Source organism: Thiorhodococcus fuscus (genome assembly GCF_042682685.1).
Lineage (GTDB): Bacteria > Pseudomonadota > Gammaproteobacteria > Chromatiales > Chromatiaceae > Imhoffiella > Imhoffiella fuscus.
In genome coordinates this window covers 111,547-130,104 of record NZ_JBHUHX010000051.1, presented here as the reverse complement: position 1 = coordinate 130,104, position 18,558 = coordinate 111,547, and the positions used below count along the sequence as shown (strand labels likewise).

Annotated in this window: 20 protein-coding genes and 2 tRNA genes; 11 read left to right on the top strand and 11 right to left on the bottom strand. The window is 62.3% G+C overall.

Features of this window, described 5'->3' with window-relative positions:
* Positions 1-3 precede the first annotated feature (3 nt).
* The 6 genes from dndD to ACFSJC_RS16830 form a co-directional block, all read right to left on the bottom strand.
* The gene (gene dndD / locus ACFSJC_RS16855; RefSeq protein ID WP_386028363.1) at positions 4-2,049 is read right to left on the bottom strand and encodes a DNA sulfur modification protein DndD; all 2,046 of its coding nucleotides are present in this window, start codon (positions 2,047-2,049) and stop codon (positions 4-6) included.
* Positions 2,046-2,270, bottom strand: a complete 225-nt coding sequence (locus ACFSJC_RS16850) for a hypothetical protein (protein WP_386028362.1) — start codon at positions 2,268-2,270, stop codon at positions 2,046-2,048. The genes dndD and ACFSJC_RS16850 overlap by 4 nt, the downstream gene beginning before the upstream one ends.
* Positions 2,267-2,584: a hypothetical protein gene (locus tag ACFSJC_RS16845; protein WP_386028361.1), complete on the bottom strand. Its 318-nt coding sequence runs from the start codon at positions 2,582-2,584 to the stop codon at positions 2,267-2,269. The genes ACFSJC_RS16850 and ACFSJC_RS16845 overlap by 4 nt, the downstream gene beginning before the upstream one ends.
* Before the next feature lie 30 nt (positions 2,585-2,614).
* A complete protein-coding gene (locus ACFSJC_RS16840; protein WP_386028360.1) occupies positions 2,615-3,394 on the bottom strand; it encodes a phosphoadenosine phosphosulfate reductase domain-containing protein in 780 nt (259 codons plus the stop codon).
* Between the two features lie 532 nt (positions 3,395-3,926).
* Positions 3,927-4,003 (bottom strand) — tRNA-Arg (locus ACFSJC_RS16835).
* Between the two features lie 59 nt (positions 4,004-4,062).
* A tRNA-Arg gene (locus ACFSJC_RS16830) sits at positions 4,063-4,139 on the bottom strand.
* Positions 4,140-4,454: 315 nt separating this feature from the next.
* Between ACFSJC_RS16830 and mazG the strand changes: the two genes are divergently transcribed.
* The 5 genes from mazG (at position 4,455) to ACFSJC_RS16805 (ending at position 8,326) form a co-directional block, all read left to right on the top strand.
* Positions 4,455-5,255 carry a nucleoside triphosphate pyrophosphohydrolase gene (gene mazG, locus ACFSJC_RS16825; RefSeq protein WP_386028359.1) on the top strand — a complete coding sequence of 267 codons (801 nt, stop codon included), beginning with the start codon at positions 4,455-4,457 and terminating at the stop codon, positions 5,253-5,255.
* A gap of 43 nt (positions 5,256-5,298) precedes the next feature.
* Positions 5,299-6,153 (top strand): DUF4743 domain-containing protein, encoded by an 855-nt coding sequence (locus tag ACFSJC_RS16820; protein ID WP_386028358.1) that lies wholly within the window; start codon positions 5,299-5,301, stop codon positions 6,151-6,153.
* A 139-nt stretch (positions 6,154-6,292) separates the two neighbouring features.
* Entirely contained in the window at positions 6,293-7,534 is a 1,242-nt protein-coding gene (ispG, locus tag ACFSJC_RS16815) for a flavodoxin-dependent (E)-4-hydroxy-3-methylbut-2-enyl-diphosphate synthase (RefSeq protein ID WP_386028357.1), read from the top strand.
* Positions 7,535-7,611: 77 nt separating this feature from the next.
* Positions 7,612-8,103, top strand: coding sequence for a GlcG/HbpS family heme-binding protein (locus ACFSJC_RS16810; protein WP_386028356.1), 492 nt, complete (start codon positions 7,612-7,614; stop codon positions 8,101-8,103).
* A gap of 40 nt (positions 8,104-8,143) precedes the next feature.
* Positions 8,144-8,326: a hypothetical protein gene (locus ACFSJC_RS16805; RefSeq protein ID WP_386028355.1), complete on the top strand. Its 183-nt coding sequence runs from the start codon at positions 8,144-8,146 to the stop codon at positions 8,324-8,326.
* A gap of 7 nt (positions 8,327-8,333) precedes the next feature.
* Here ACFSJC_RS16805 and arfB read toward each other — a convergent pair whose 3' ends face one another.
* Positions 8,334-8,756 (bottom strand): alternative ribosome rescue aminoacyl-tRNA hydrolase ArfB, encoded by a 423-nt coding sequence (arfB, locus tag ACFSJC_RS16800; protein ID WP_386028354.1) that lies wholly within the window; start codon positions 8,754-8,756, stop codon positions 8,334-8,336.
* Between the two features lie 140 nt (positions 8,757-8,896).
* On the opposite strand from arfB, the gene ACFSJC_RS16795 reads away from it, so the two are divergent.
* Positions 8,897-9,691, top strand: a complete 795-nt coding sequence (locus tag ACFSJC_RS16795; RefSeq protein ID WP_386028353.1) for a dienelactone hydrolase family protein — start codon at positions 8,897-8,899, stop codon at positions 9,689-9,691.
* A gap of 114 nt (positions 9,692-9,805) precedes the next feature.
* The gene (locus tag ACFSJC_RS16790) at positions 9,806-10,273 is read left to right on the top strand and encodes a universal stress protein (RefSeq protein WP_386028352.1); all 468 of its coding nucleotides are present in this window, start codon (positions 9,806-9,808) and stop codon (positions 10,271-10,273) included.
* Between the two features lie 125 nt (positions 10,274-10,398).
* On the opposite strand, the gene ACFSJC_RS16785 is transcribed toward ACFSJC_RS16790, so the two are convergent.
* From ACFSJC_RS16785 to ACFSJC_RS16770, 4 genes are all read right to left on the bottom strand, one after another.
* Positions 10,399-13,272, bottom strand: coding sequence for a DUF349 domain-containing protein (locus ACFSJC_RS16785; protein ID WP_386028351.1), 2,874 nt, complete (start codon positions 13,270-13,272; stop codon positions 10,399-10,401).
* A 142-nt stretch (positions 13,273-13,414) separates the two neighbouring features.
* Positions 13,415-14,047, bottom strand: a complete 633-nt coding sequence (locus ACFSJC_RS16780; protein WP_386028350.1) for an MBL fold metallo-hydrolase — start codon at positions 14,045-14,047, stop codon at positions 13,415-13,417.
* A 147-nt stretch (positions 14,048-14,194) separates the two neighbouring features.
* Positions 14,195-14,431, bottom strand: coding sequence for a YdcH family protein (locus ACFSJC_RS16775; protein ID WP_386028349.1), 237 nt, complete (start codon positions 14,429-14,431; stop codon positions 14,195-14,197).
* A gap of 426 nt (positions 14,432-14,857) precedes the next feature.
* Positions 14,858-15,373: an OmpH/Skp family outer membrane protein gene (locus ACFSJC_RS16770; RefSeq protein WP_386028348.1), complete on the bottom strand. Its 516-nt coding sequence runs from the start codon at positions 15,371-15,373 to the stop codon at positions 14,858-14,860.
* 278 nt (positions 15,374-15,651) lie between these two features.
* On the opposite strand from ACFSJC_RS16770, the gene ACFSJC_RS16765 reads away from it, so the two are divergent.
* From ACFSJC_RS16765 to ACFSJC_RS16750, 4 genes are all read left to right on the top strand, one after another.
* On the top strand, positions 15,652-16,191 hold the full coding sequence (locus ACFSJC_RS16765; protein ID WP_386028347.1) for a DUF2058 domain-containing protein: 540 nt from the start codon (positions 15,652-15,654) through the stop codon (positions 16,189-16,191).
* A gap of 63 nt (positions 16,192-16,254) precedes the next feature.
* Positions 16,255-17,001, top strand: a complete 747-nt coding sequence (locus tag ACFSJC_RS16760) for an NYN domain-containing protein (protein ID WP_386028346.1) — start codon at positions 16,255-16,257, stop codon at positions 16,999-17,001.
* Positions 17,002-17,020: 19 nt separating this feature from the next.
* Entirely contained in the window at positions 17,021-17,806 is a 786-nt protein-coding gene (locus tag ACFSJC_RS16755) for a TatD family hydrolase (protein WP_386028345.1), read from the top strand.
* Positions 17,803-18,552: a tRNA threonylcarbamoyladenosine dehydratase gene (locus ACFSJC_RS16750; RefSeq protein WP_386028344.1), complete on the top strand. Its 750-nt coding sequence runs from the start codon at positions 17,803-17,805 to the stop codon at positions 18,550-18,552. Before ACFSJC_RS16755 ends, ACFSJC_RS16750 begins: the two co-directional genes overlap by 4 nt.
* The last annotated feature ends 6 nt before the right edge of the window (positions 18,553-18,558 follow it).

Here is an 18,558-nt window from a genome sequence, read left to right as displayed (position 1 = left end):
CGATTAGCCTCCCTGGATCAGGTCTGCGACGGCCACCGGCTCGGGGACCGTGTGTTCGCCGTCAGGATTGGTTAGGCGATAAGCGCGATAGACGTGTGAACCGATAATATTAAGGTTACGGTCGTCCAATTCGGAATCCGTGGGCAACACGATGACCTGAGCTGCGGCATTTGGGTAATAGTGCTGTAAGACGCCTTCCTGGTGAGCACGATCGATGCGCGCTAACGGGGTGTCGATCACGACCGGAATCTGTTTGCCAGAAACATCGCTTAACGCCCATATCAGCGCCGTCGCCATAAGCTGTTTCATTCCTGCGGCAAGGTTGCCCATCCCGATAGAACGCCCTTGTTGATCCAGGTACTTCATCCCAAAATCCCTATCCACCTCCACCCGGTCGATGAGGTGATGAGAAGTCACCAGAACTCGAACGTGGCGGTTGATGGCCTCCTCCAACTCGCCCCGTCTTTCTTGCTTTCGCCTATCCTTGAGCGCAGCGAATAGGCCGCCAAGACGTCGCGCGGTGGCAATTCGATCCTCGATAATCACATTCTGTCCGATTTTGGCCCTGATTTGCTCCGTGCGCTTCCGCGCATCGTCCAGCTTCCGTTTTAGACCGTTGGCTTCCCCTTCGAGCTCAGTTTGACGTTTCTTTTTGGCATCCAGAGTTCGTTCCAGCTCGTCGCGTTCGACCAAATCATGGTCGTAGCGAGCTTGCTCCTCTTTGGACAGCGAGCCGACATTCAACAAGTCGGTCTCTAACTGACGAAGCTCGGCGTCGTACCCCTGCAGACGGCGCAGCTCTTCGATCCTGACTGAGCGCAGTGCGTCTGCCTGGGCGTAGGGTGAGAGTTGGTCACGGGCGGCGGCGGCCGCTTGGGGGTCTGGTGCAAAAGTGGTGTCGAGCGTGTCGCTGATCGCTTCGGCTTCCTGCTCGAGGACGCGCGTCAACTTGTATCGATAGTAGGCCCGCTGACTATCGCGGATATCCGGATCAGGAAACGCAGGCTGATCGAACAAGCGCGCGGGCAATGTCTCCAGCAAGGCGTTCAAGACACGCGAACGGGTATTGGCATCGCTGCCAAGTACCTTGTCCAGCCGCTCCAATGCCCGGGTGATCAGAGACGGGTTGGCTAGCAATACGACATCCCGGGGAAGTTGAGCCGAGAGACGATCCAGAGACTCGGCCCGCTGAGCCTGTATGCGCGCCCGAGCGTCTTTCAGCTGGGCCTCGTCGTGACGATGAACAAAGGCGCTCAAGCCCTCGATACGACGCCGGATCCGTCGTAAAGCGTCCGTATCGCTCTCGATCTCCTGCTCCAGGCTAGTTTGCGTCCGGTCCAGCAAATCCAGATCGGCCTCGGTCCCCCTGATCTCTCCCTCCAGACGTTCCAAATCGGCCCTTGCCTGGGGTTCAAGCTCGTCGCGCTCCCAGCGACCGATGGCCTGGTTCAGACTCCCCCGAAGGGCGTCGATCGCGCCGATTCCGAGGAGGCGCTCCATCTGACGTTGTTGCAGATCCCGTTTTGACTCAGCCAACTCCTGAATCTGCTCACCATCGAACAGAAAGAAATACACATAATCTTGTGGTAGTCGACGATCGAGGAACTCCTGAGCTTCCTCGTCCCTGAACGTCTCGGTCGCGGTCGTAACAGTCAAGAGCTCTTCATTGTCCCAGGCTCCATTCTCGATGCACCAGGCGCGTTCAGCGGCGACTCGCCCACTCTCCTCGTTCCAGATCAGTCGAACCGAGCAACGGGTCTGGCCTTCGTTGCGTGCCCGCCGATTCATGATGCCCCACCAATCGTTGCCAGCGCCTTCGACGTATTGCTTGACCGTGGGCATGCGCGTGCGCTGCACCGCGCGACGCAGGGGCTCGTAACGCACTCCGGTGAACAAGAGCTTGAGGCTGTTCAGGAGACTGGTCTTGCCGAAGCCGTTGCGACCCATGATCAGGCAGACATTTCGGCCTGGCTGGGGACTGCCGAGTTGGATCTCCTGAGCCCCGTAATAGGAGAACAGGTTTGTGAGTTGGATACTCTCGAAGATCATGCGGCCGGCTCGGTCCGATCGGCTTGACGCACGGCGTTCTCGACAACCTTGATCACATCGTCCAGAAGCTGCTGATGACTGCTCGGGCTATACAATGACGGGTAGCGCTCGGTCACCAAGTGATAGAGATCCGTTGCCCAGATACTTTGGACCTCGAAGCGAGGGGCCAGCTCCTCGATCAGGGCGAGGTCGCTGGAAGCGTCTTCAGGTGTGACCTTCAAGGCACCTGCCTCCCTCCAAACTCTCTGGCGATGGCCAACGCGCTATCCGTGACATCGAACTTATCGCTCCATTGCTGCTGAATATAAGAGATCTCAGCATCCTCGATCAGTCGGTGTCCTACAGTCTTCTCCAACTCCAAGAGCCGCCGGAGAATCGTTTTGCGTGCCTCGGAATTGAAAGGACCAGGCCCGATGGAGTCGTTGCGGCGGATCCCGTCCCGCATGCTCGTCTCTTCGCGAATCGATTTGAGCCAGTCCCGGAATTCATTGAGTGGCCGCATCCAAGCAGCCCCTGAGTCGATGAATCCACGCATGGATTTATCCTCCTTGACGACGGTGCAGGTCTAGCAACCGAAGCGGCTTCCCCCACAGGATGGGGTGTTGAGGTCCAAGACGACGGGGCATTCGCCCCCGCTCGCCTGCCGATAGAGGTCGAGCATGAAATCGTGGGTTCCGCCCCAGGGCGGCGGATTGTGGGTGAAGAGGTATTCCCAGACTTGATCGGTCGTCCAATCGGCGATCGGCGTCATGACAAGTGCATCTGGGATTTCGCCGTGGGGATTGAGCCCACGACTGTTGGTGGCGCGTCCTTCCATCCGCTGTGCCCGACCCGCGCTTTCATCAATGCGGGTTCCCAAGAGCAAGACGACGCCTCCATGCTTCCGTACGATACCGTCGATCACCGCCCGAGAAGGCTTGATCTTCATCTTGGTCGTGCACCAGCGAAACCAGCGCGTCGGTGACGGATAGCCCTTCCCGATCAGGTTGCCCCAGAAGCTTTGCTCGGGCGTCGGCTGAACTCGATGCACATGAACGGGCAAGCCATTGGCGCGTGCGTGACTCTCGATCCGCGAGAGCCGGTCCGCAAGATACTCCTCCACATTGGGAGCCTCGACTCTGGTATCGGATGCCACGATATCGATTGGCTTGGTCGCGCCTGACCCGAGCTCTAGGATCAGCTCGTAAACCAGCTGCAATAGAAGGGTTGAATCCTTTCCGCCAGAATATGCAACCACCCAAGATCGCTGATCCGCAAAATAGTGTTCGCGGAGGGATTCCTTGGTTTGCGAGATGTGTTCCGGTGCTAACGACACATCAGTCGCTGATTTGACAAGCATTTGCATCGAATACTTTAAGATATGCAGGGTAAAGAGGCGTTAGTCTACATCTTGCAGCTAGGTTTAAGGTCATGTGGGAGCCTCATCTCCTCAGAGCCAGCCCGGCTCGGGATCCACCACGACCGCGATATGTCCAAACCTCCACTCGGGGTCCACCGGGGCAGGCTCATAGATCCCAGGTTCCCGCTGGGCGCTTCTTGGCCTTTAGGGCGCGTGAGTGCCAGCTTGCGGGGGCTTTGGGAATTTGCGTATTGCCCGCCAACGTAGAGACTGGCTCGTTCTGCTGCGTGAGCATATTGGCGGTGAGGTCGACTTTCAGTTCGTCCCAAACGATTCTCATCGTTCCGTGCCCGTGTCAGCAGTGTAAGGGCTTTCTTGTGCGGCTTGTTGCAGTGAATAAGGCGGGCGCTGGGATGCGGATGCGGATGTGGATGTGGACGCTCAGAACGCAAACGACGATTGGTTGAGTTGATCACAATCAGGAGGGCAACTCAAACAAAAACGGCTCAGGCGAAAATCGCCTAAGCCGTTGATTGTATGGCGCGCCCGGAGAGATTCGAACTCCCGACCACCTGGTTCGTAGCCAGGTACTCTATCCAGCTGAGCTACGGGCGCATTGTACTTTGATCTTTGAAATTTAGAGGCTCGTTATCCATTCAAGCCACTGCACTGTATGGCGCGCCCGGAGAGATTCGAACTCCCGACCACCTGGTTCGTAGCCAGGTACTCTATCCAGCTGAGCTACGGGCGCATGGTTCAACGATGTGTGATTTCGCTTATGAAATGCGTCGATCAATCGTCGAGCTGCGCATTATCTTTTTCCGGGATTGCTCTGTCAAATTTTTTTCACCATTCTCGGTGATCCCGTGCGTTGGGCTTGCACGCGCCTTTACAAGGCTTGTCGGCGGTTGGTGCGCGGCATAGACCGTCGGTGGGGCCTTCCGCTACCATTCGGGCATGAACTTGAGTTCCTGAGTCGGATTCGGGTTTCGTCTTGCCCTGATGGCTTCCTTACCATGCCAACCGAGCCGGTTTTCGGCGCGGTTCGCCTTCTGCTTTCGGATCTATGGATCGAGACGCTTCCATTGAGGATTTGCTTGGCATCATGGCGCGGCTGCGCGATCCGAGGGACGGCTGTCCCTGGGATCTGAAGCAGACCTTCGCCAGTATCCTGCCCTATACCCTGGAGGAGGCCTACGAGGTCGCCGAGGCGATCGAGCAGTCGGACATGCCCGCGCTGCGCGACGAGTTGGGCGATCTTCTGCTCCAAGTGGTCTTCCACTCGCGCATGGCCGAGGAGGGAGGGCATTTCGATTTCCATCAGGTGGTGCGATCCATCTGCGACAAGATGATCCGGCGTCATCCGCATGTCTTCGACGATCAGGATCTCGGTAGTCCCGAGGCGGTGTACGCCAGTTGGGAACGCATCAAGGCCGGTGAGCGCGAGGCGAAATCCAGCGCTGTGGAGACGGGCGCCCTGGCCGGCGTGGCCCAGGCGCTGCCGGCCCTGATTCGGGCCGAGAAGCTGCAGAGGCGCGCGGCACGGGTCGGTTTCGACTGGGACTCGGTCGATGGGGTTCTCGATAAGGTTGCCGAGGAACTCGACGAGTGCCGCGAGACCCTGGCCGATGATCTGCCGTTCTCGGAACGCGTCCATGAGGTTGGCGATCTGCTGTTCTCCTGTGTAAATCTAGCGCGCCATCTCGGGGTGGACGCGGAGCAGGCCTTGCGGGCGGCGAATCATCGCTTCGAATCGCGCTTCGCCAAGGTCGAGTCGGGGCTGGCCGAGCAGGGATTGGAGCCTGGGGTGGAGGTTCGCGACGAGATGGAGCGTCTCTGGGAGCGCGCCAAGAAGGATCCGCAGTGATACCGAGGCCGACCGCCCCGGCGGTGTCTCATTCGGAGTTTCGATGAGCTTTCTCGATAAGATTCAAGCCTGCAATGCCTGGAATCCGGGCGATTTCGTTCCCTTTCTGCTCGACGGCGAGCGCATCGGCATGCTGCGCCATACGGCAGTCGATCGGCTACGCCGCTGGCCCGAACATTTCACTGTCTCCGATACGGCGGTGCATTGGATTCAGGCCCCGAGCGATTTCGATGGCCGCACGGCGCTGCTGGCGGATCTGGTGCGACAACTGGTGGAGGAGGGCGTGCTCTCGCATGTCCACGGCGAGCGCTATCCGGTGACCTCGGGCAATCGGGATCGGGCCATCTGTCTGGTGGATCGGGCCTGCGCACCCTTCTTCGGGATGCGGGCCTTCGGGCAGCATCTGAACGGATTCGTTCGCACCCCCACGGGGATCGAGATGTGGGTCGGCCGGCGCGCGGCGGATCGGCGGCTCTATCCTGGATATCTGGACAATCTGGTCGCCGGCGGACTGCCGTTCGAGCTGACCCTGGCCGAGAACCTGCGCAAGGAGTGCGCCGAGGAGGCGGGGATGCCACCGGAGTTGGCTGATCGGGCCGTGGCCGTCGGTGCCGTGACCTACTGTCGGGACTCCGAGCGGGGACTCAAGCCGGATGTCATGTACTGCTACGACCTGGAGCTGCCCGAGGATTTCGAGCCACGTTGCACCGATGGCGAAGTCGAGGCCTTCTATCGTCTGCCGGTCGAGGAGATCCGGGATCTCGTACGCGATACCGGCGAATTCAAGCTCAACTGCAATCTCGTGATCATCGATTTTCTGATTCGGCATGGGATCATTCCACAGACCGATCCGGACTATTTGGCGATCCTCAGCGGATTGCGTTCGCCGCTTTCCTGAGCGGCGGTCCAGTCGACTCGGAGCCGCCCAAGATGCCAGGTCGTTGAAACCAGGCAAACTTCGTCTGTTTCCGGGTCACGTTCAAGTGTCAGACTACACTCATTCACATATCAGCGAATCCCATCGCGGAAAAGGCACCATGAGCCCAGTTCTAGATCCCATCCAAAGACGCAAAACCCTTCCAGTCGCCGTCGGCCCGATCACCATCGGGGGCGGTGCGCCGATCGTGGTTCAGTCCATGACCAATACGGATACCGGCGACATCGAGTCGACGGTCCGGCAGATCGCGGAGCTGGCGCGCGCGGGATCGGAGCTGGTGCGTATCACGGTGAATCACGAATCGGCGGCCAAGGCGGTTCCGGTGATTCGCGACGCGCTCGCCGTCCAGGGTTGCGAGGTGCCGCTGGTGGGCGATTTCCATTTCAACGGTCATCGTCTGCTGGCGGACTATCCGGAGTGCGCCGAGGCGCTCGCCAAATACCGCATCAATCCGGGCAACGTCGGTAAGGGCGAGAAGAAGGACAGCCAGTTCGCGACCATGATCGAGCTGGCCTGTCGCTACGACCGTCCGGTGCGCATCGGTGTCAACGGCGGCAGTCTCGACCAGGAGGTCGTCGTCCGTCTGATGGACGAGAACGCCCGCGCGGCGCAGCCGAAATCGGCTGAGCGCATCATGCACGAGGCGATGGTCGAGTCGGCCATCTCCAGCGCCGAGCGCGCCGTGCAGATCGGGCTTCCGAGGGATCACATCATCCTCTCGTGCAAGATGAGCGGCGTGCAGGAACTGATCTCGGTCTATCGGATGTTGGCCGATCGCGGCGATTTCGCGCTGCATTTAGGGCTGACCGAGGCGGGCATGGGCTCCAAGGGCATCGTGGCCTCGACGGCTGCGCTTGCGGTGCTGCTCCAAGAGGGCATCGGCGACACCATTCGCGTCTCCCTGACCCCGGCGCCCGGCGAGGCGCGGACCCGAGAAGTCCAGGTCGCCCAGGAGATCCTGCAGTCCATGGGATTTCGCTCCTTCGCCCCCATGGTCACGGCCTGTCCGGGGTGTGGCCGCACGACCAGCGATACCTTCCAGCATCTGGCTCAGAACATTCAGGCCTATCTGCGCGATCAGATGCCCGACTGGCGTAACCGCTATCCGGGCGTCGAGCGTATGCAGGTCGCGGTGATGGGCTGCGTGGTGAACGGGCCGGGCGAGAGCAAGAACGCCAACATCGGCATCAGTCTGCCGGGCAGCGGCGAGCGGCCCTCGGCCCCGGTCTACGTCGATGGCGAGAAGGTTGCGACCCTCAAGGGCGAGGGGATCGCCGATCAGTTCAAGCGTATGGTCGACGATTACATCGAAACGCACTACGGCGCGCAGTCCCGAGGCTGAGATCGCCGCTCGAATCGCTCCGGGCGAGCGCGACGCTCATCCTCGTCAGCATTCCCACAACCGATGGAGAAGGACCGATGGTGAGACGATTGCTTGGTGTGATGGGGCTTCTGTGCGCGGTCGGCGCCGCGCAGGCCGAGGAGCCGATGGTGATTTCGCTCAAGCGGCTATCGCTCGACACGGCGATGCAGATCGCCGAGGGTGCGATTGCCGCCTGCCGTGAGAAGGGTATCCAGATCGGGGTGACGGTGGTCGATCGGGAGGGCAACGTGCAGGTGAGCCTGCGCGACACCATTGCCTCCCCCATCACGGCGCGCATCAGCCAGATGAAGGCCTATACGGCCGTCAACTTCAATGCGGCGACCTCCGGCATGAGTTCCAGGGCCGACAGTCCGGTCGGTCGGGTCGAGGGATTGGTGATGTCTGCCGGCGGTGTGCCGGTGCTCGTGGGCGGCTCCTCGCTGGTTGCGGGGATCGGGGTCAGCGGCGCGCCCGACGGCGAGACCGACGAGGCCTGTGCCCTCGCTGGCCTGGCCAAGGTACAGGACGAGCTGGATATGGCGATGTAGCGGTCGATGTGAGAGTCCACTCGAAAAACGGAGGTGTGTCGTGTCGCGCCTGATCGATGCTGAACCAGCCCTGATCGATGACCTGAAGGAAGAAAGCGAACTCATCAGCGAGAAGACCGTTGCGGGCGTCACGGTTTTCGTTGCGCGTCATCCTACGCTCGGCAAGATTGTTCTGGTGAGGACTAAAGACGGTTCGGGGATCGCCGTCGAGGTCGACGCCTGATGGTCGCTCACTCCTCGCTCGGTCGAGATTGACGGCCGCGCTTCTTTGCCGAGGTGCGGCGTTTGCTGTCCAGGCGTCGTTCCTTGGAGGCGCGTGTCGGTCGGGTGCCGATGCGCGTTTTCGGCCGATGGCTGGCTTGGCGGATGAGCTGTGTCAAACGCTCGCGTGCATCCTCGCGATTGCGCTCTCGGGTGCGGAAGCGGTGCGCCTCGATCGTGATGACGCCTGCGCTGTCGATCCGACGCCCGGCCAGTCGACGCAATCGCTGACGCACGTCCTCCGTCAGCGCCCTCGATCCCGCTGCATCGAATCGTAGTTGAACGGCCGTTTCGACCTTGTTGACGTTCTGGCCGCCAGGTCCGGGTGAGCGGGTGAAGCGTTCGCTTAGTTCGGATTCGTCGATCTGAATGTGCGGCGTGATGTGGAGCATGTCGAAAAAGGGGCGCCCTTAGATGGTGGATGGACAGAATCAGGGGCGGAAGCTTGCCCGTCGCGCGCGCCAGCATCAAGTCTCGGGGCGGAATACCCGCCGACCAATCGTGTTTATCAACGCCATTCAGGAGAAAGACCATGCTTCATCGCATCGCCGTGCTCTCGTCGTTGTTTGCAGCAAGCCTCTTCGTCACCGCCCAGGCTCAGGCCGAGGTCCAATCCAAGCCCATCGAGTACGAGGACCACGGCACCCATTTGACCGGCTATCTCTTCTGGGACGATGCCGCGACCGGCAAGCGACCGGGCGTCCTGCTGATCCATGAATGGTGGGGGCTGAACGACTATGCCAAGGAACGGGCGCGGATGCTCGCGGAGCTTGGCTATGTCGCCTTCGCGGCCGATATGTATGGCGATGACCGTGTGACCGACAAACCGGATCAGGCCCGGGACTGGATGCAGGAGGTCACGGCGGACGTGGAGCTGTGGCGCGAGCGCGCCGGTCTCGGTTTGAAACAGTTGATGGCGAGCGATCTGGTCGAGCCCGGTCAGGTCGCCGCGATCGGCTATTGCTTCGGCGGCGGGACCGTGTTGCAGATGGCCTATGGCGGCGCCGAGCTCAAGGGCGTCGTGAGCTTCCACGGTTCTCTGCCGGCCGCGCCCGAAGAGTCCAAAGGGCGGATCGACGCGAAGATCCTGGTGCTGCACGGCAATGCGGACAGCTTCGTGTCGCCGGAGGTCGTCTCCAACTTCCAGGACAAGCTGGAGGCCGCCGAAGCCAACTGGGAAATGGACATCTATGGCGGCGTGAAACACAGCTTTACCAGTCCGAATGCCGGTGACTACGGCATCGAGAACCTCCGCTACGATCCCCAGGCCGACCGCCGCTCTTGGACGCGGATGCAGTCCTTCTTCGACGAGCTGTTCGGGCGATAGGGCGCATCGCTCATGGCGGGGCGGGGATGCCGCCGCCCAGCCCCGCCGGACGGCTCGGGGTCGCCGATCCTCCGATATACTTCGGGTCAGACCGAACAGTCATCGAGGTGTGCGATGGAGATCAATGCCTACCGGCATATTCTGGTTGCGGTGGACTTCGAGCAGGAGAGCGAGGTCGTGATAGCTCGCGCGGAGCAGTTGAGTCGTCTGCTGGATGCGCGTCTGACGCTGCTCCATGTGGTCGAGTACATCCCTCCGGCGGTCGAGTCCATGTATCTCGGTTACTCGGGCGAGATCGCCTTGCCCGACACCAAGGACCTGGAGGATGAACTGATGAAGCTCTCCCAAGGCCAGATGGCACTGCTGGGCGAGCAACTCGGGGTGCCCGAGGCCGATCGGCTGATCCGGGTCGGTGCGACCGGTCGTACGATCGATACGGTTGCGGCGGAGCTGGAGGTCGACCTGGTGATCGTCGGCAGTCGCGGACGTCATGGACTGCTGGGGCTCTTCGGCGATACGGCCGAAAGCGTACTGCGTCGAGCCACCTGCGATCTGCTGTGCGTCAAGATCCACGAGGAATGAGTGTTTGCGCCGAGATTGGGTCGGATCGGCGCGTTGGCGTTGAACCTCCTGGGTTGCGCTGCGCTTCACCCAGGCTACACCGTAGCCAGGATGGAGCGGGAGCGGAATCCGGGAGCGTTCGAGACTCAGCCTTGTTCCTGAGTGGACCTCAGCTTGAGGCGGACCCGCTCGAAACGTTGGCTGAGCGCCGTGTCGTCCGCCGCTGGGCCGCAGATATACCAATCCTGCAGCAATCGGGTCGCGCCCTCTAATGGGTCTTCCTCTCCCTCCATCATTCGTTCGGAGAGTCGCGCGACCTGATATTCCAGTCGCTGCTGCGCCTGTTCCGGTGGCGACTCGACGCCGGCGATGATTTCCAACTGTAGACAGAGCTGACTCAATCGCCGGTCGTTGGCCTCGCGTCGCTTGCGGAGTTCTTTGCGTTGCTCGGGGTCGGTCGCAGCGGTCTGGGCGAACGCGAAGCGTGTCTCCAGCGCCTGTTGCAGATCGGCATCCGTTTGCTTGGGGAGCTGTTGCCAGGCCTGCTGGGCGGCTGTCGGATCCATTCCGTCGGCATCGTTGGCCAATAGGCTCGCTTCCAGGCGCTTGCAGAGTTCCGACTGGCGTTGCAGCAGTTCCAGCGCGGCCTGGCTGTGTCTGTCTTCAGCAGCGCGGCGGCGGTTCTCGAACGCAGCGCGCGCGTCCCGCCAACGCTGATTCGACTGGCTGGCCGACTGGCGCGGTATGGGGCGCGACTCCAGTTCTCTCCAACGTGACTCGAAGTCGCGCAATGCGGCACTCAGGCGTTGCGGATCGGTTTCGGTTTCGGCGAAGGCCAGCGCCTCGTCGCAGAGTGCGTCGCGGGCAGACAGGTGATCGCGCATCTCGTTCGCGTGCGCCTGCTGGATCGCGGCGCGGCGCTCGAAGACGGCGTCGCAGACCGCACGAAATTCTTGCCACAGCTTGTTCTCGTCCTTCTGGCGCGCGGGTACCGTGGTGTGCCATTCGCGTTGCAGCGCCTTGGTTTGCTCGATGGCCGTATCCAGGTCCGGGTGCTCGATCAAGGCCCGGACCTGCTCGACGAGGTTCTGTTTATGGGCCTGGTTCTGACGTCGCTCGCGTTCCAGGCGCTGGTCGAGCGTCTTGAGCCGTTGATGGAAGCGGCGTTCGAGCTTTTTGCGCTGGCGCGGATCGGTCGGGCCGATTGCGGCCCAGGCCTGGCGGGTCTCGCGCTCGGCGCGCAGGATTTTCTTCCAGTCGACCCGCTCCCAGTCGACCTTGGACAGGAAGTCTTCGAGTTGAGCGCAGACGCGCTCGCGTGCGATCGCATTGGCCTCGCGTTCGGCCGCCTGCGCCTCCATGAAGGGGCGGCAGCGCGCATAGACCTGCTCGGAGGCCGCGTGGAAACGCTCCCACAGCCCCTGATTGGCCGGCGATCCGGTCTTGTCGAGCCCTTTCCAGTCCGTCTGCAGACTGCGCAGCTGTTCGGCTACTGCGGCGAGCGGGAGATCCTTGTCGATCAGGGACTCCATCTCGGCGCACAGCCCTTCGCGATGCTGGTCCGCACCCCAGCGGCGCCAGTTCTGCAGCTCGCGCAGTTTGGGTGCGAGCGCGCGCAGTCGCTGTCCCAGTTCGGTGGCGGTCGCGGGCTGTAATCCGCTCATCTGGATCAGTTCGAGTGCGGCCTGCAGGCTCTGGTGTACGGGGTCGGCCTTCTTGAGTTCGCCGTTGTCCAAATGGCCCTCAAGCTCTTCGAGGCGTTCGGCAAACTGTCTCAGACGCTGTTCGGCGCTCTTGCGCTGATGTTTGAGGCGGGCATCCAGCCGCTCGGCGTGGGCGGTGAAGGATTCGGTCAGGGCGTTCTCGCTCGCCTCGGCGGCCAGCGTGCGTCCTTGGTCGAGCAGCGTTTTGACCTGTTTATGGTCCAGGGGCTTGGACTCGCCGAGTAGGCGTTCGATCTTGTTGGTGAGCTTGCCGAGACGCTCGTTGGCGTGGCGTCGATCGGAGAGCGCCTTGCGGCGTGCCTCCAGTGCCTGGAGGCCGTCACGATAGCGGGCGTCCAAGTCGCGTTGCGTCGTGTCGTGCGCGGATGGGAGCGCGTCCCAGGAGGCGGCGATGCGCTCGCCTGCTGCCTGGAGTTCCGACTCATCGGTCAGCGCGGCGGCCTCGGCGAGTTCCTGGATCAGGCGTTCGCGTTCGGTGCGCGCCGCCTCTTGCGCCTCCTGGGTTGCGATCTGAGCGGCATTCTCGCGACGGTATTCCTCGTAGGCGCTCAGGAAGCGCTCGCGCTCGGCCTGGAAGCGGGCCTGCCATTCGGGGTCGGCTTCGTCCTGGACCGTGCCCCATTGGCGCTCCAGATGGTCGAGCAAGGCACGGTCCTGGGTCCAGTTGCCGAGCCGTCCCAGGCGTTCGATCTTGGAGCAGATGTCCTCGCACTGGGTGCGAATGCGTTTCGGATGTTCCTCGCGGACCGCGATCAGACGTAGCTTCTCGCGCGCGGCGCGCAGGACGTTCTTATCGCGCTTGCCGATGTCGTGCACCACCTGTTCGAGGCCGGCGCGATCCTCCAGGCGCTCGATGGCGCGGGCGCGATTCGCCGCCAGGGGGTCATGGACCGCACAGTGCGCGAGGACTGGCTGCGAGCCGATACGTTCGATGGCGCTCCGGCGCAGTTCCGGGGCGACGCCGTGCTGGGCGACACGCTCGATCAGTGCGTCGTCCTGGATGTCGGCGAAGGCGGCCAGCAGCTCATCGTATGGCGGGGGCGGCTGAGTCTTCTCGCACTGAATCTGCATCAGGCGGTCGAGTGCGTCGGAGCGGACCCCGGAATCGGCATCCTGGGCCAGGATCCGGCGGAGGGCGGATGGGCTGACGACCTGGCGGATCGCCTTGCTCCGGGTGCCTGGATCGGCGTGGCTCAGTGCCTGTTCGGTCAGTGTCTGCTGATTCTGTGACGCGACGGCCTGCTGAGTCGCCTCGGCGGCCTGTTTGCGTTTTTTGAGGAATCGCTGGAATAGCATGTCAGCTCCGCCAATCATTTGGTGTCAGCGCGGCATTGTAACCGAGCCTGAAAACCGCTCGGTTCGGTTCGCGCGAGGCCGCCGATGTCGTGTGATTCGGGGTTCATCGGCACCTTGGTTCCTTGCTTTGGTTCTCGTCTCTCTAGCCCCTGACGTAGGGGTTGGTCTGACGTTCGTCACCGAAGCTGGACATGGGGCCGTGTCCTGGAATGAAGCGCATCGCGTCGCCCAGGGGGAAGAGGCGCCTCTGGATCGAGTCGAGCAGCTGGCGATGGTCTCCGCGCGGAAAATCCGTGCGTCCGATCGAGCCGCGAAAGAGTACGTCGCCGACCTGGGCGAGTTGCGCCTCGGCGTCGACGAAGACGACATGGCCGGGCGTATGCCCGGGGCAGTGGATCACGTCGAGCCGGCGCTCTCCGACCTCCAGTGTCTCGCCGTCTTCCAGCCAGCGGTTCGGCATGAAGGCCTCGGCTGGGGGAAAGCCGAACATCTCGCACTGGCCGGGTATGGCCTTGAGCAGGAAGGCGTCCTCGGCGTGAGGGCCGATGATGGGGAGCCCGATTCGTTGGGCGATGATGGCGGCGGCGCCGACATGATCGAGATGCCCGTGGGTCAGCAGGATCTGCTCGGGCTCCAGATTCAGCGCGCGGACAACGTCCAGGATGCGGTCGGGCTCACCACCTGGGTCGATGATGGCGGCGCGCCGCGTTTGTTTGCACCAGAAGAGGGTGCAGTTCTGCTGAAAGGCCGTGACGGGGAGGATGCGGAATTCCACTGGCTTGAGCGTTCCTGGTGCGGGCTGATTGCGGTAAGTGGGACCTTGCGAGTTTCGGTTGCGGGCGCACGCTCGGGCGATCTCACGCAAGGTGAAGGCGGCCACTCGGCCGAGCGTCGGCGAAAATCGCTCGGTCCCTGGGCGGGGTCAGCCCTTCAATATGGCGTAGAGGGCGTCCTTGAGCTGGAGGCGTTCCTTCTTCAGTTCTTCGAGGGTTTCATCGGCGACCGGGGAGCCGAGTTCCTCGATGCTGCGCACGCGCGCATCGAGGCTGTCGTATTGGTCCATGAGCGACGCGAAATCCGGGTTTTGAGTCCGCAGATTCGCGATTTTGCTCTCCAAGTCGGGAAATTCGTGAAACAGGTCGTGCGATTCACCAAGCATGGGTCCGCTCCTAAGCAGTGAAGGTGGCCGCGACAGGCGCGGTCGGGGAGTTGTGGGTGAGATTGGTTCGGGCAGGGGCGAGGGATTCGGGACAGTTGAGGTCGCGCTGCGTTGCCGCCTGGCGACAGGGGGTGGGGGAGCGCGTGTCCCACTGAAATGCCAGAAGAACCGCCTTCCTCGCGCGGACGCGCAGTCTGGTTCGGAGTCTCACATCAAATGTTCCGGCAATGCCCGATCGACTCGCATACGGCGAAGAAATTAGGTGTGTTTGGCGCGGCCTCGATCGGTCTTCCGCGCCCGTGCTGCGGGCCTGGGAAATGCCCCGAAGCGCCTGGATTATACCCTATGGGTAATCGTCGGAAACAGCCCGGTCACACAGCCGTCAGACGTCATCGGGTAGCTGTGTGACCGGACCTGTCTCAATCCCTATTTGGTCGATGCGTCAAGTTGTTTGATGACGTCGGCGGTGATGTCGAACCCGTCGTCGACGTACATGAGGCCGCTCATGCCGCGCTCGACGACCATGCCGAGCTTCTTCTTCTTCGCGACCTCGTTGACCGCCTTGCGCGCGGGCGCCACGATCTCGCGACCCTTCTCCTGCTGGGCCTTCATCAGTTCCTGCTGAACGGGCGCGGCCTTCTTCTGGTAGGCGGCGATGCGGGTCTCGATCTCCTTCTCCTTCTTCTTTACCTGATCGTTGCTCATCAGCGGCTTGTCACGTGCCAGTTCCTGCTGGAGTTGGTTGATCTCGCGCTCTTCGATGGCGAGTTCCTTGGCCTGGGATTCGAACTCCTTGCGCAGCTGTTCTTGCAGGCGCTGTCCGAGCTTGCTGTCCTCTAGCACCTTTTGCATGTCGACATAACCTATGCTGACGGCGCTCCCCGCGTAGGCCGGCAGAACGAGAGAGAGCGACAAGGCGGCGAACAGAAAGAGTCGGGTCATGAAGGCTACTCCGTGTAATCAGTGGGGCTTGGAATGTGGACTGGATCGGAAATCGGTGGCGGCGGGCGGCGTGCATTTGCCGCCTTGCCGCGCGGATTGTACTCATCCAAGTTGGTCGGGCACAAAATTGTCCATTCGAGACGGCAAACTTGCGTCCCGGGCGCGGCTGTCGGATCCTCTCGCCAACGTCGATTGCAGCCATCCTTTTCACCATGGGGTCGTCGAGATCATCTGGCTTCGGCCGGATCCTTCGACTCCGATCAGCGGGGAACCATATCGTGGGTAATTCACTTCAAGATCAGCTCCTGAAGGCCGGCCTGGTCGACGAGCACAAGCTCAAGCAGGCGCGGTCGTCGAAGCGCAAAAACGTCAAGCAGTCCGGCAAGCATGGTCCTCGGCCCGACGCCGAGGCGCGTCAGGCGGCGCAGCGAGCGCAGGCCGAGAAGGCCGAGCGCGATCGCGAGTTGAACCGCCAGCGCCAGGAGGAGGCGGCCAAGCGCGCGGCCGAGAACGAGATTCGCCAGCTGATCCACACCCATCGGGTGGTGCGCGACGGTGGCGAATTGGCCTTCAACTTCACCGACGGCACGAAGCTCAAGCGCATCTATGTCAATAAGGATCAGCACGCCAAGCTGGTTGCTGGCCGCTTGGCCGTGGTACGTCAGGATGCCTTCTATGAGGTGGTTCCGGTCGAGATCGCAGAGCGTGTGCGTGCACGTGATGCGAGTCTGGTCCTGGTCCACAACCAGCCGATCGAGGAGAAGGACGCCGACGATCCCTATGCCGACTTTCAGGTGCCCGACGACCTCATGTGGTAGAACGATCGGGCCATGCTCGGGCGTTTTTCTTCGTTTATCCTCGACCCAGGGAATCCGGTACCCATGTCCGATCCAGTCAATCTCAAACTCGCCGTCCTGATCGATGCCGACAACGCCCAGGCGAGTATCGTCGACGGCCTGCTGGCCGAAATCTCCAAGTACGGGACGGCCCACGTCAAGCGCATCTATGGTGACTGGACGCTGCCGAATCTGGGCAGTTGGAAAGAGACTCTGCTGCAGCATTCGATTCAGCCGATGCAGCAGTTCCGCTATACCAAGGGCAAGAATGCGACCGATGGGGCCATGATGATCGACGCCATGGACCTGCTCTATTCGCGCAATTTCGAAGGCTTCTGCATCGTCTCCAGCGACAGCGATTTCACCCGTCTGGCTCAGCGCTTGCGCGAGTCGGGGATGACGGTCTATGGGTTCGGCGAGCAGAAGACGCCCGAACCCTTCGTCGCCGCCTGCGACAAGTTCGTCTATACCGAGGTGCTGCGCGAGGATTCGAGTACGGACGCCACCACCCGCAAGAGCGGCAAGGAGCTCAAGCGCGATGCCAAGCTGGTCGCCCTGTTGCGCGGCGCCGTGGACAGCGCGGCGGACGATACGGGTTGGGCGGCGCTGGGCATGGTCGGCACGGCCATCGCCAAGCGCAGCCCGGAGTTCGACTCGCGCAACTACGGTTATGCCAAACTCAGCGGTTTGCTCAAGGCGACCCAGTTGTTCGACCTGGAGGAGCGCGCGGCGGGACGGGGGGCGCATAAAGCGATCTTCGTGCGCGATCAGCGCAGCAATGCCGGGGCCTGATGGCGAGCGAGGAGAGGTAGTGCTCGAATTGATCGACACCCATTGCCATCTGGACGTCGCTGCATTCGACCAGGATCGCGATGCGGTCTGGCGCCGATGCGGGACGCTCGGTCTGAGCGCGATCCTGGTTCCGGCGATCCAGGCCGACGGTTGGACGCATTTGCTCGATTGCTGCGCGCGCTCGGAGGCGGGCGCGCCGCGTCTCTTTGCGGCCCTCGGTCTGCATCCGGTCTATCTGGAGCAGCATCGTGAGGTTGATCTCGTTGCCTTGGAGCGGCTGGTCGCCGAGCAGCGTCCGAGCGCCATCGGTGAAATCGGTCTGGATTTTTTCGTCGAGGGACTGGATTCGGAGCGCCAGCTGCGACTTTTCGAGGCGCAGCTGCAGATCGCCCGCGATGCCGGTCTGCCGGTTCTCCTGCACGTGCGCAAGGCCCACGATCAGGTGCTGGCGGCGCTACGGCGGATTCCGGTCCTCGGCGGTATCGCCCATGCCTTCAGTGGCAGCCTGGAGCAGGGGAGGCGCTATCTGGATCTGGGGTTCGCGCTCGGCTTCGGCGGTATGCTGACCTTCGAGCGTTCTACTAAGCTGCGGCGTCTGGCGCGTCAGCTGCCCTTGGAGGGCATCGTCCTGGAGACGGATGCACCGGATCTCACGGTCGCCTCGCATCGCGGCGAGCGTAACAGCCCGGAATATCTGCCGGAGATTCTGGCCGCGTTGGCTGCGGTTCGCGGGCTTGGTTTGGATGAAGTCGCGCGCGCGACGACGGTTAACGCGCGGCGAGTGTTGAGATTGGATCGCGTATGAACGAGGCAGATTCGAACGTATTGTCCGAGGGGCTCTCGGATCGCACCCGCATTCTAGTCGGCGATGACGGGGTCGCGCGTCTGGGTGCGAGCCATGTCCTGGTCGCCGGGCTCGGCGGGGTGGGTTCCTTCGTCGCCGAGGCGCTGGCGCGGGCCGGTGTCGGCGCCTTGACCCTGGTCGACCACGACCGGGTCGCGCCCTCCAACCTCAATCGCCAGTTGGTCGCGCTTCGCTCCACGGTCGGTCGACTCAAGACCGATGTCATGACCGAGCGCATCGCCGACATCAATCCGGGCTGCTGCGTGACGGCGTTGCCGGAGTTCATCAATGAGGATCGAATGGAGGACTTCGTCGGCGGCGGTTTCGACCTGATCGTCGATGCCATCGACAGCCTCTCCAGCAAGGTGGCCCTGATCGAAACCTCCGTGCGGCTCGGTGTGCCCATTCTCAGCAGCATGGGCGCGGGCGGGCGCATGGATCCGACCCGGCTGCGGGTCGGTGATCTGATGGAGACCCAGGTCTGTCCCCTGGCGCGCGAGGTGCGCAGCCGGCTGCGTCGGCGCGGTGTGGGGCAGGGCGTGACCGTGGTTTGGTCCGACGAGTCGCCGATTCCGCCACGTCCGCCTGAGGATACGGGACGCGGACGGCCCCGCGCGGTCAATGGGACCCTGAGCTACATGCCTTCATTGTTCGGACTCACCCTGGCCGGTCTTGCCGTGCGCCGCTTGCTCGGTCAGGTCGGCTGAGCGAGC

What these genes read in the sequence shown, in the direction of transcription:
- ACFSJC_RS16760 (WP_386028346.1), top strand. Translation starts at nt 16,255, where the DNA reads ATGTCCGATCCAGTCAATCTCAAACTCGCCGTCCTGATCGATGCCGAC.
- ACFSJC_RS16785 (WP_386028351.1), bottom strand. Translation starts at nt 13,272, where the DNA reads ATGCTATTCCAGCGATTCCTCAAAAAACGCAAACAGGCCGCCGAGGCG.
- ACFSJC_RS16810 (WP_386028356.1), top strand. Translation starts at nt 7,612, where the DNA reads ATGGTGAGACGATTGCTTGGTGTGATGGGGCTTCTGTGCGCGGTCGGC.
- ACFSJC_RS16840 (WP_386028360.1), bottom strand. Translation starts at nt 3,394, where the DNA reads ATGCAAATGCTTGTCAAATCAGCGACTGATGTGTCGTTAGCACCGGAA.
- mazG (WP_386028359.1), top strand. Translation starts at nt 4,455, where the DNA reads ATGGATCGAGACGCTTCCATTGAGGATTTGCTTGGCATCATGGCGCGG.
- ACFSJC_RS16820 (WP_386028358.1), top strand. Translation starts at nt 5,299, where the DNA reads ATGAGCTTTCTCGATAAGATTCAAGCCTGCAATGCCTGGAATCCGGGC.
- arfB (WP_386028354.1), bottom strand. Translation starts at nt 8,756, where the DNA reads ATGCTCCACATCACGCCGCACATTCAGATCGACGAATCCGAACTAAGC.
- dndD (WP_386028363.1), bottom strand. Translation starts at nt 2,049, where the DNA reads ATGATCTTCGAGAGTATCCAACTCACAAACCTGTTCTCCTATTACGGG.
- ACFSJC_RS16770 (WP_386028348.1), bottom strand. Translation starts at nt 15,373, where the DNA reads ATGACCCGACTCTTTCTGTTCGCCGCCTTGTCGCTCTCTCTCGTTCTG.
- ACFSJC_RS16790 (WP_386028352.1), top strand. Translation starts at nt 9,806, where the DNA reads ATGGAGATCAATGCCTACCGGCATATTCTGGTTGCGGTGGACTTCGAG.
- ACFSJC_RS16845 (WP_386028361.1), bottom strand. Translation starts at nt 2,584, where the DNA reads ATGCGTGGATTCATCGACTCAGGGGCTGCTTGGATGCGGCCACTCAAT.
- ACFSJC_RS16750 (WP_386028344.1), top strand. Translation starts at nt 17,803, where the DNA reads ATGAACGAGGCAGATTCGAACGTATTGTCCGAGGGGCTCTCGGATCGC.
- ACFSJC_RS16795 (WP_386028353.1), top strand. Translation starts at nt 8,897, where the DNA reads ATGCTTCATCGCATCGCCGTGCTCTCGTCGTTGTTTGCAGCAAGCCTC.
- ispG (WP_386028357.1), top strand. Translation starts at nt 6,293, where the DNA reads ATGAGCCCAGTTCTAGATCCCATCCAAAGACGCAAAACCCTTCCAGTC.
- ACFSJC_RS16775 (WP_386028349.1), bottom strand. Translation starts at nt 14,431, where the DNA reads ATGCTTGGTGAATCGCACGACCTGTTTCACGAATTTCCCGACTTGGAG.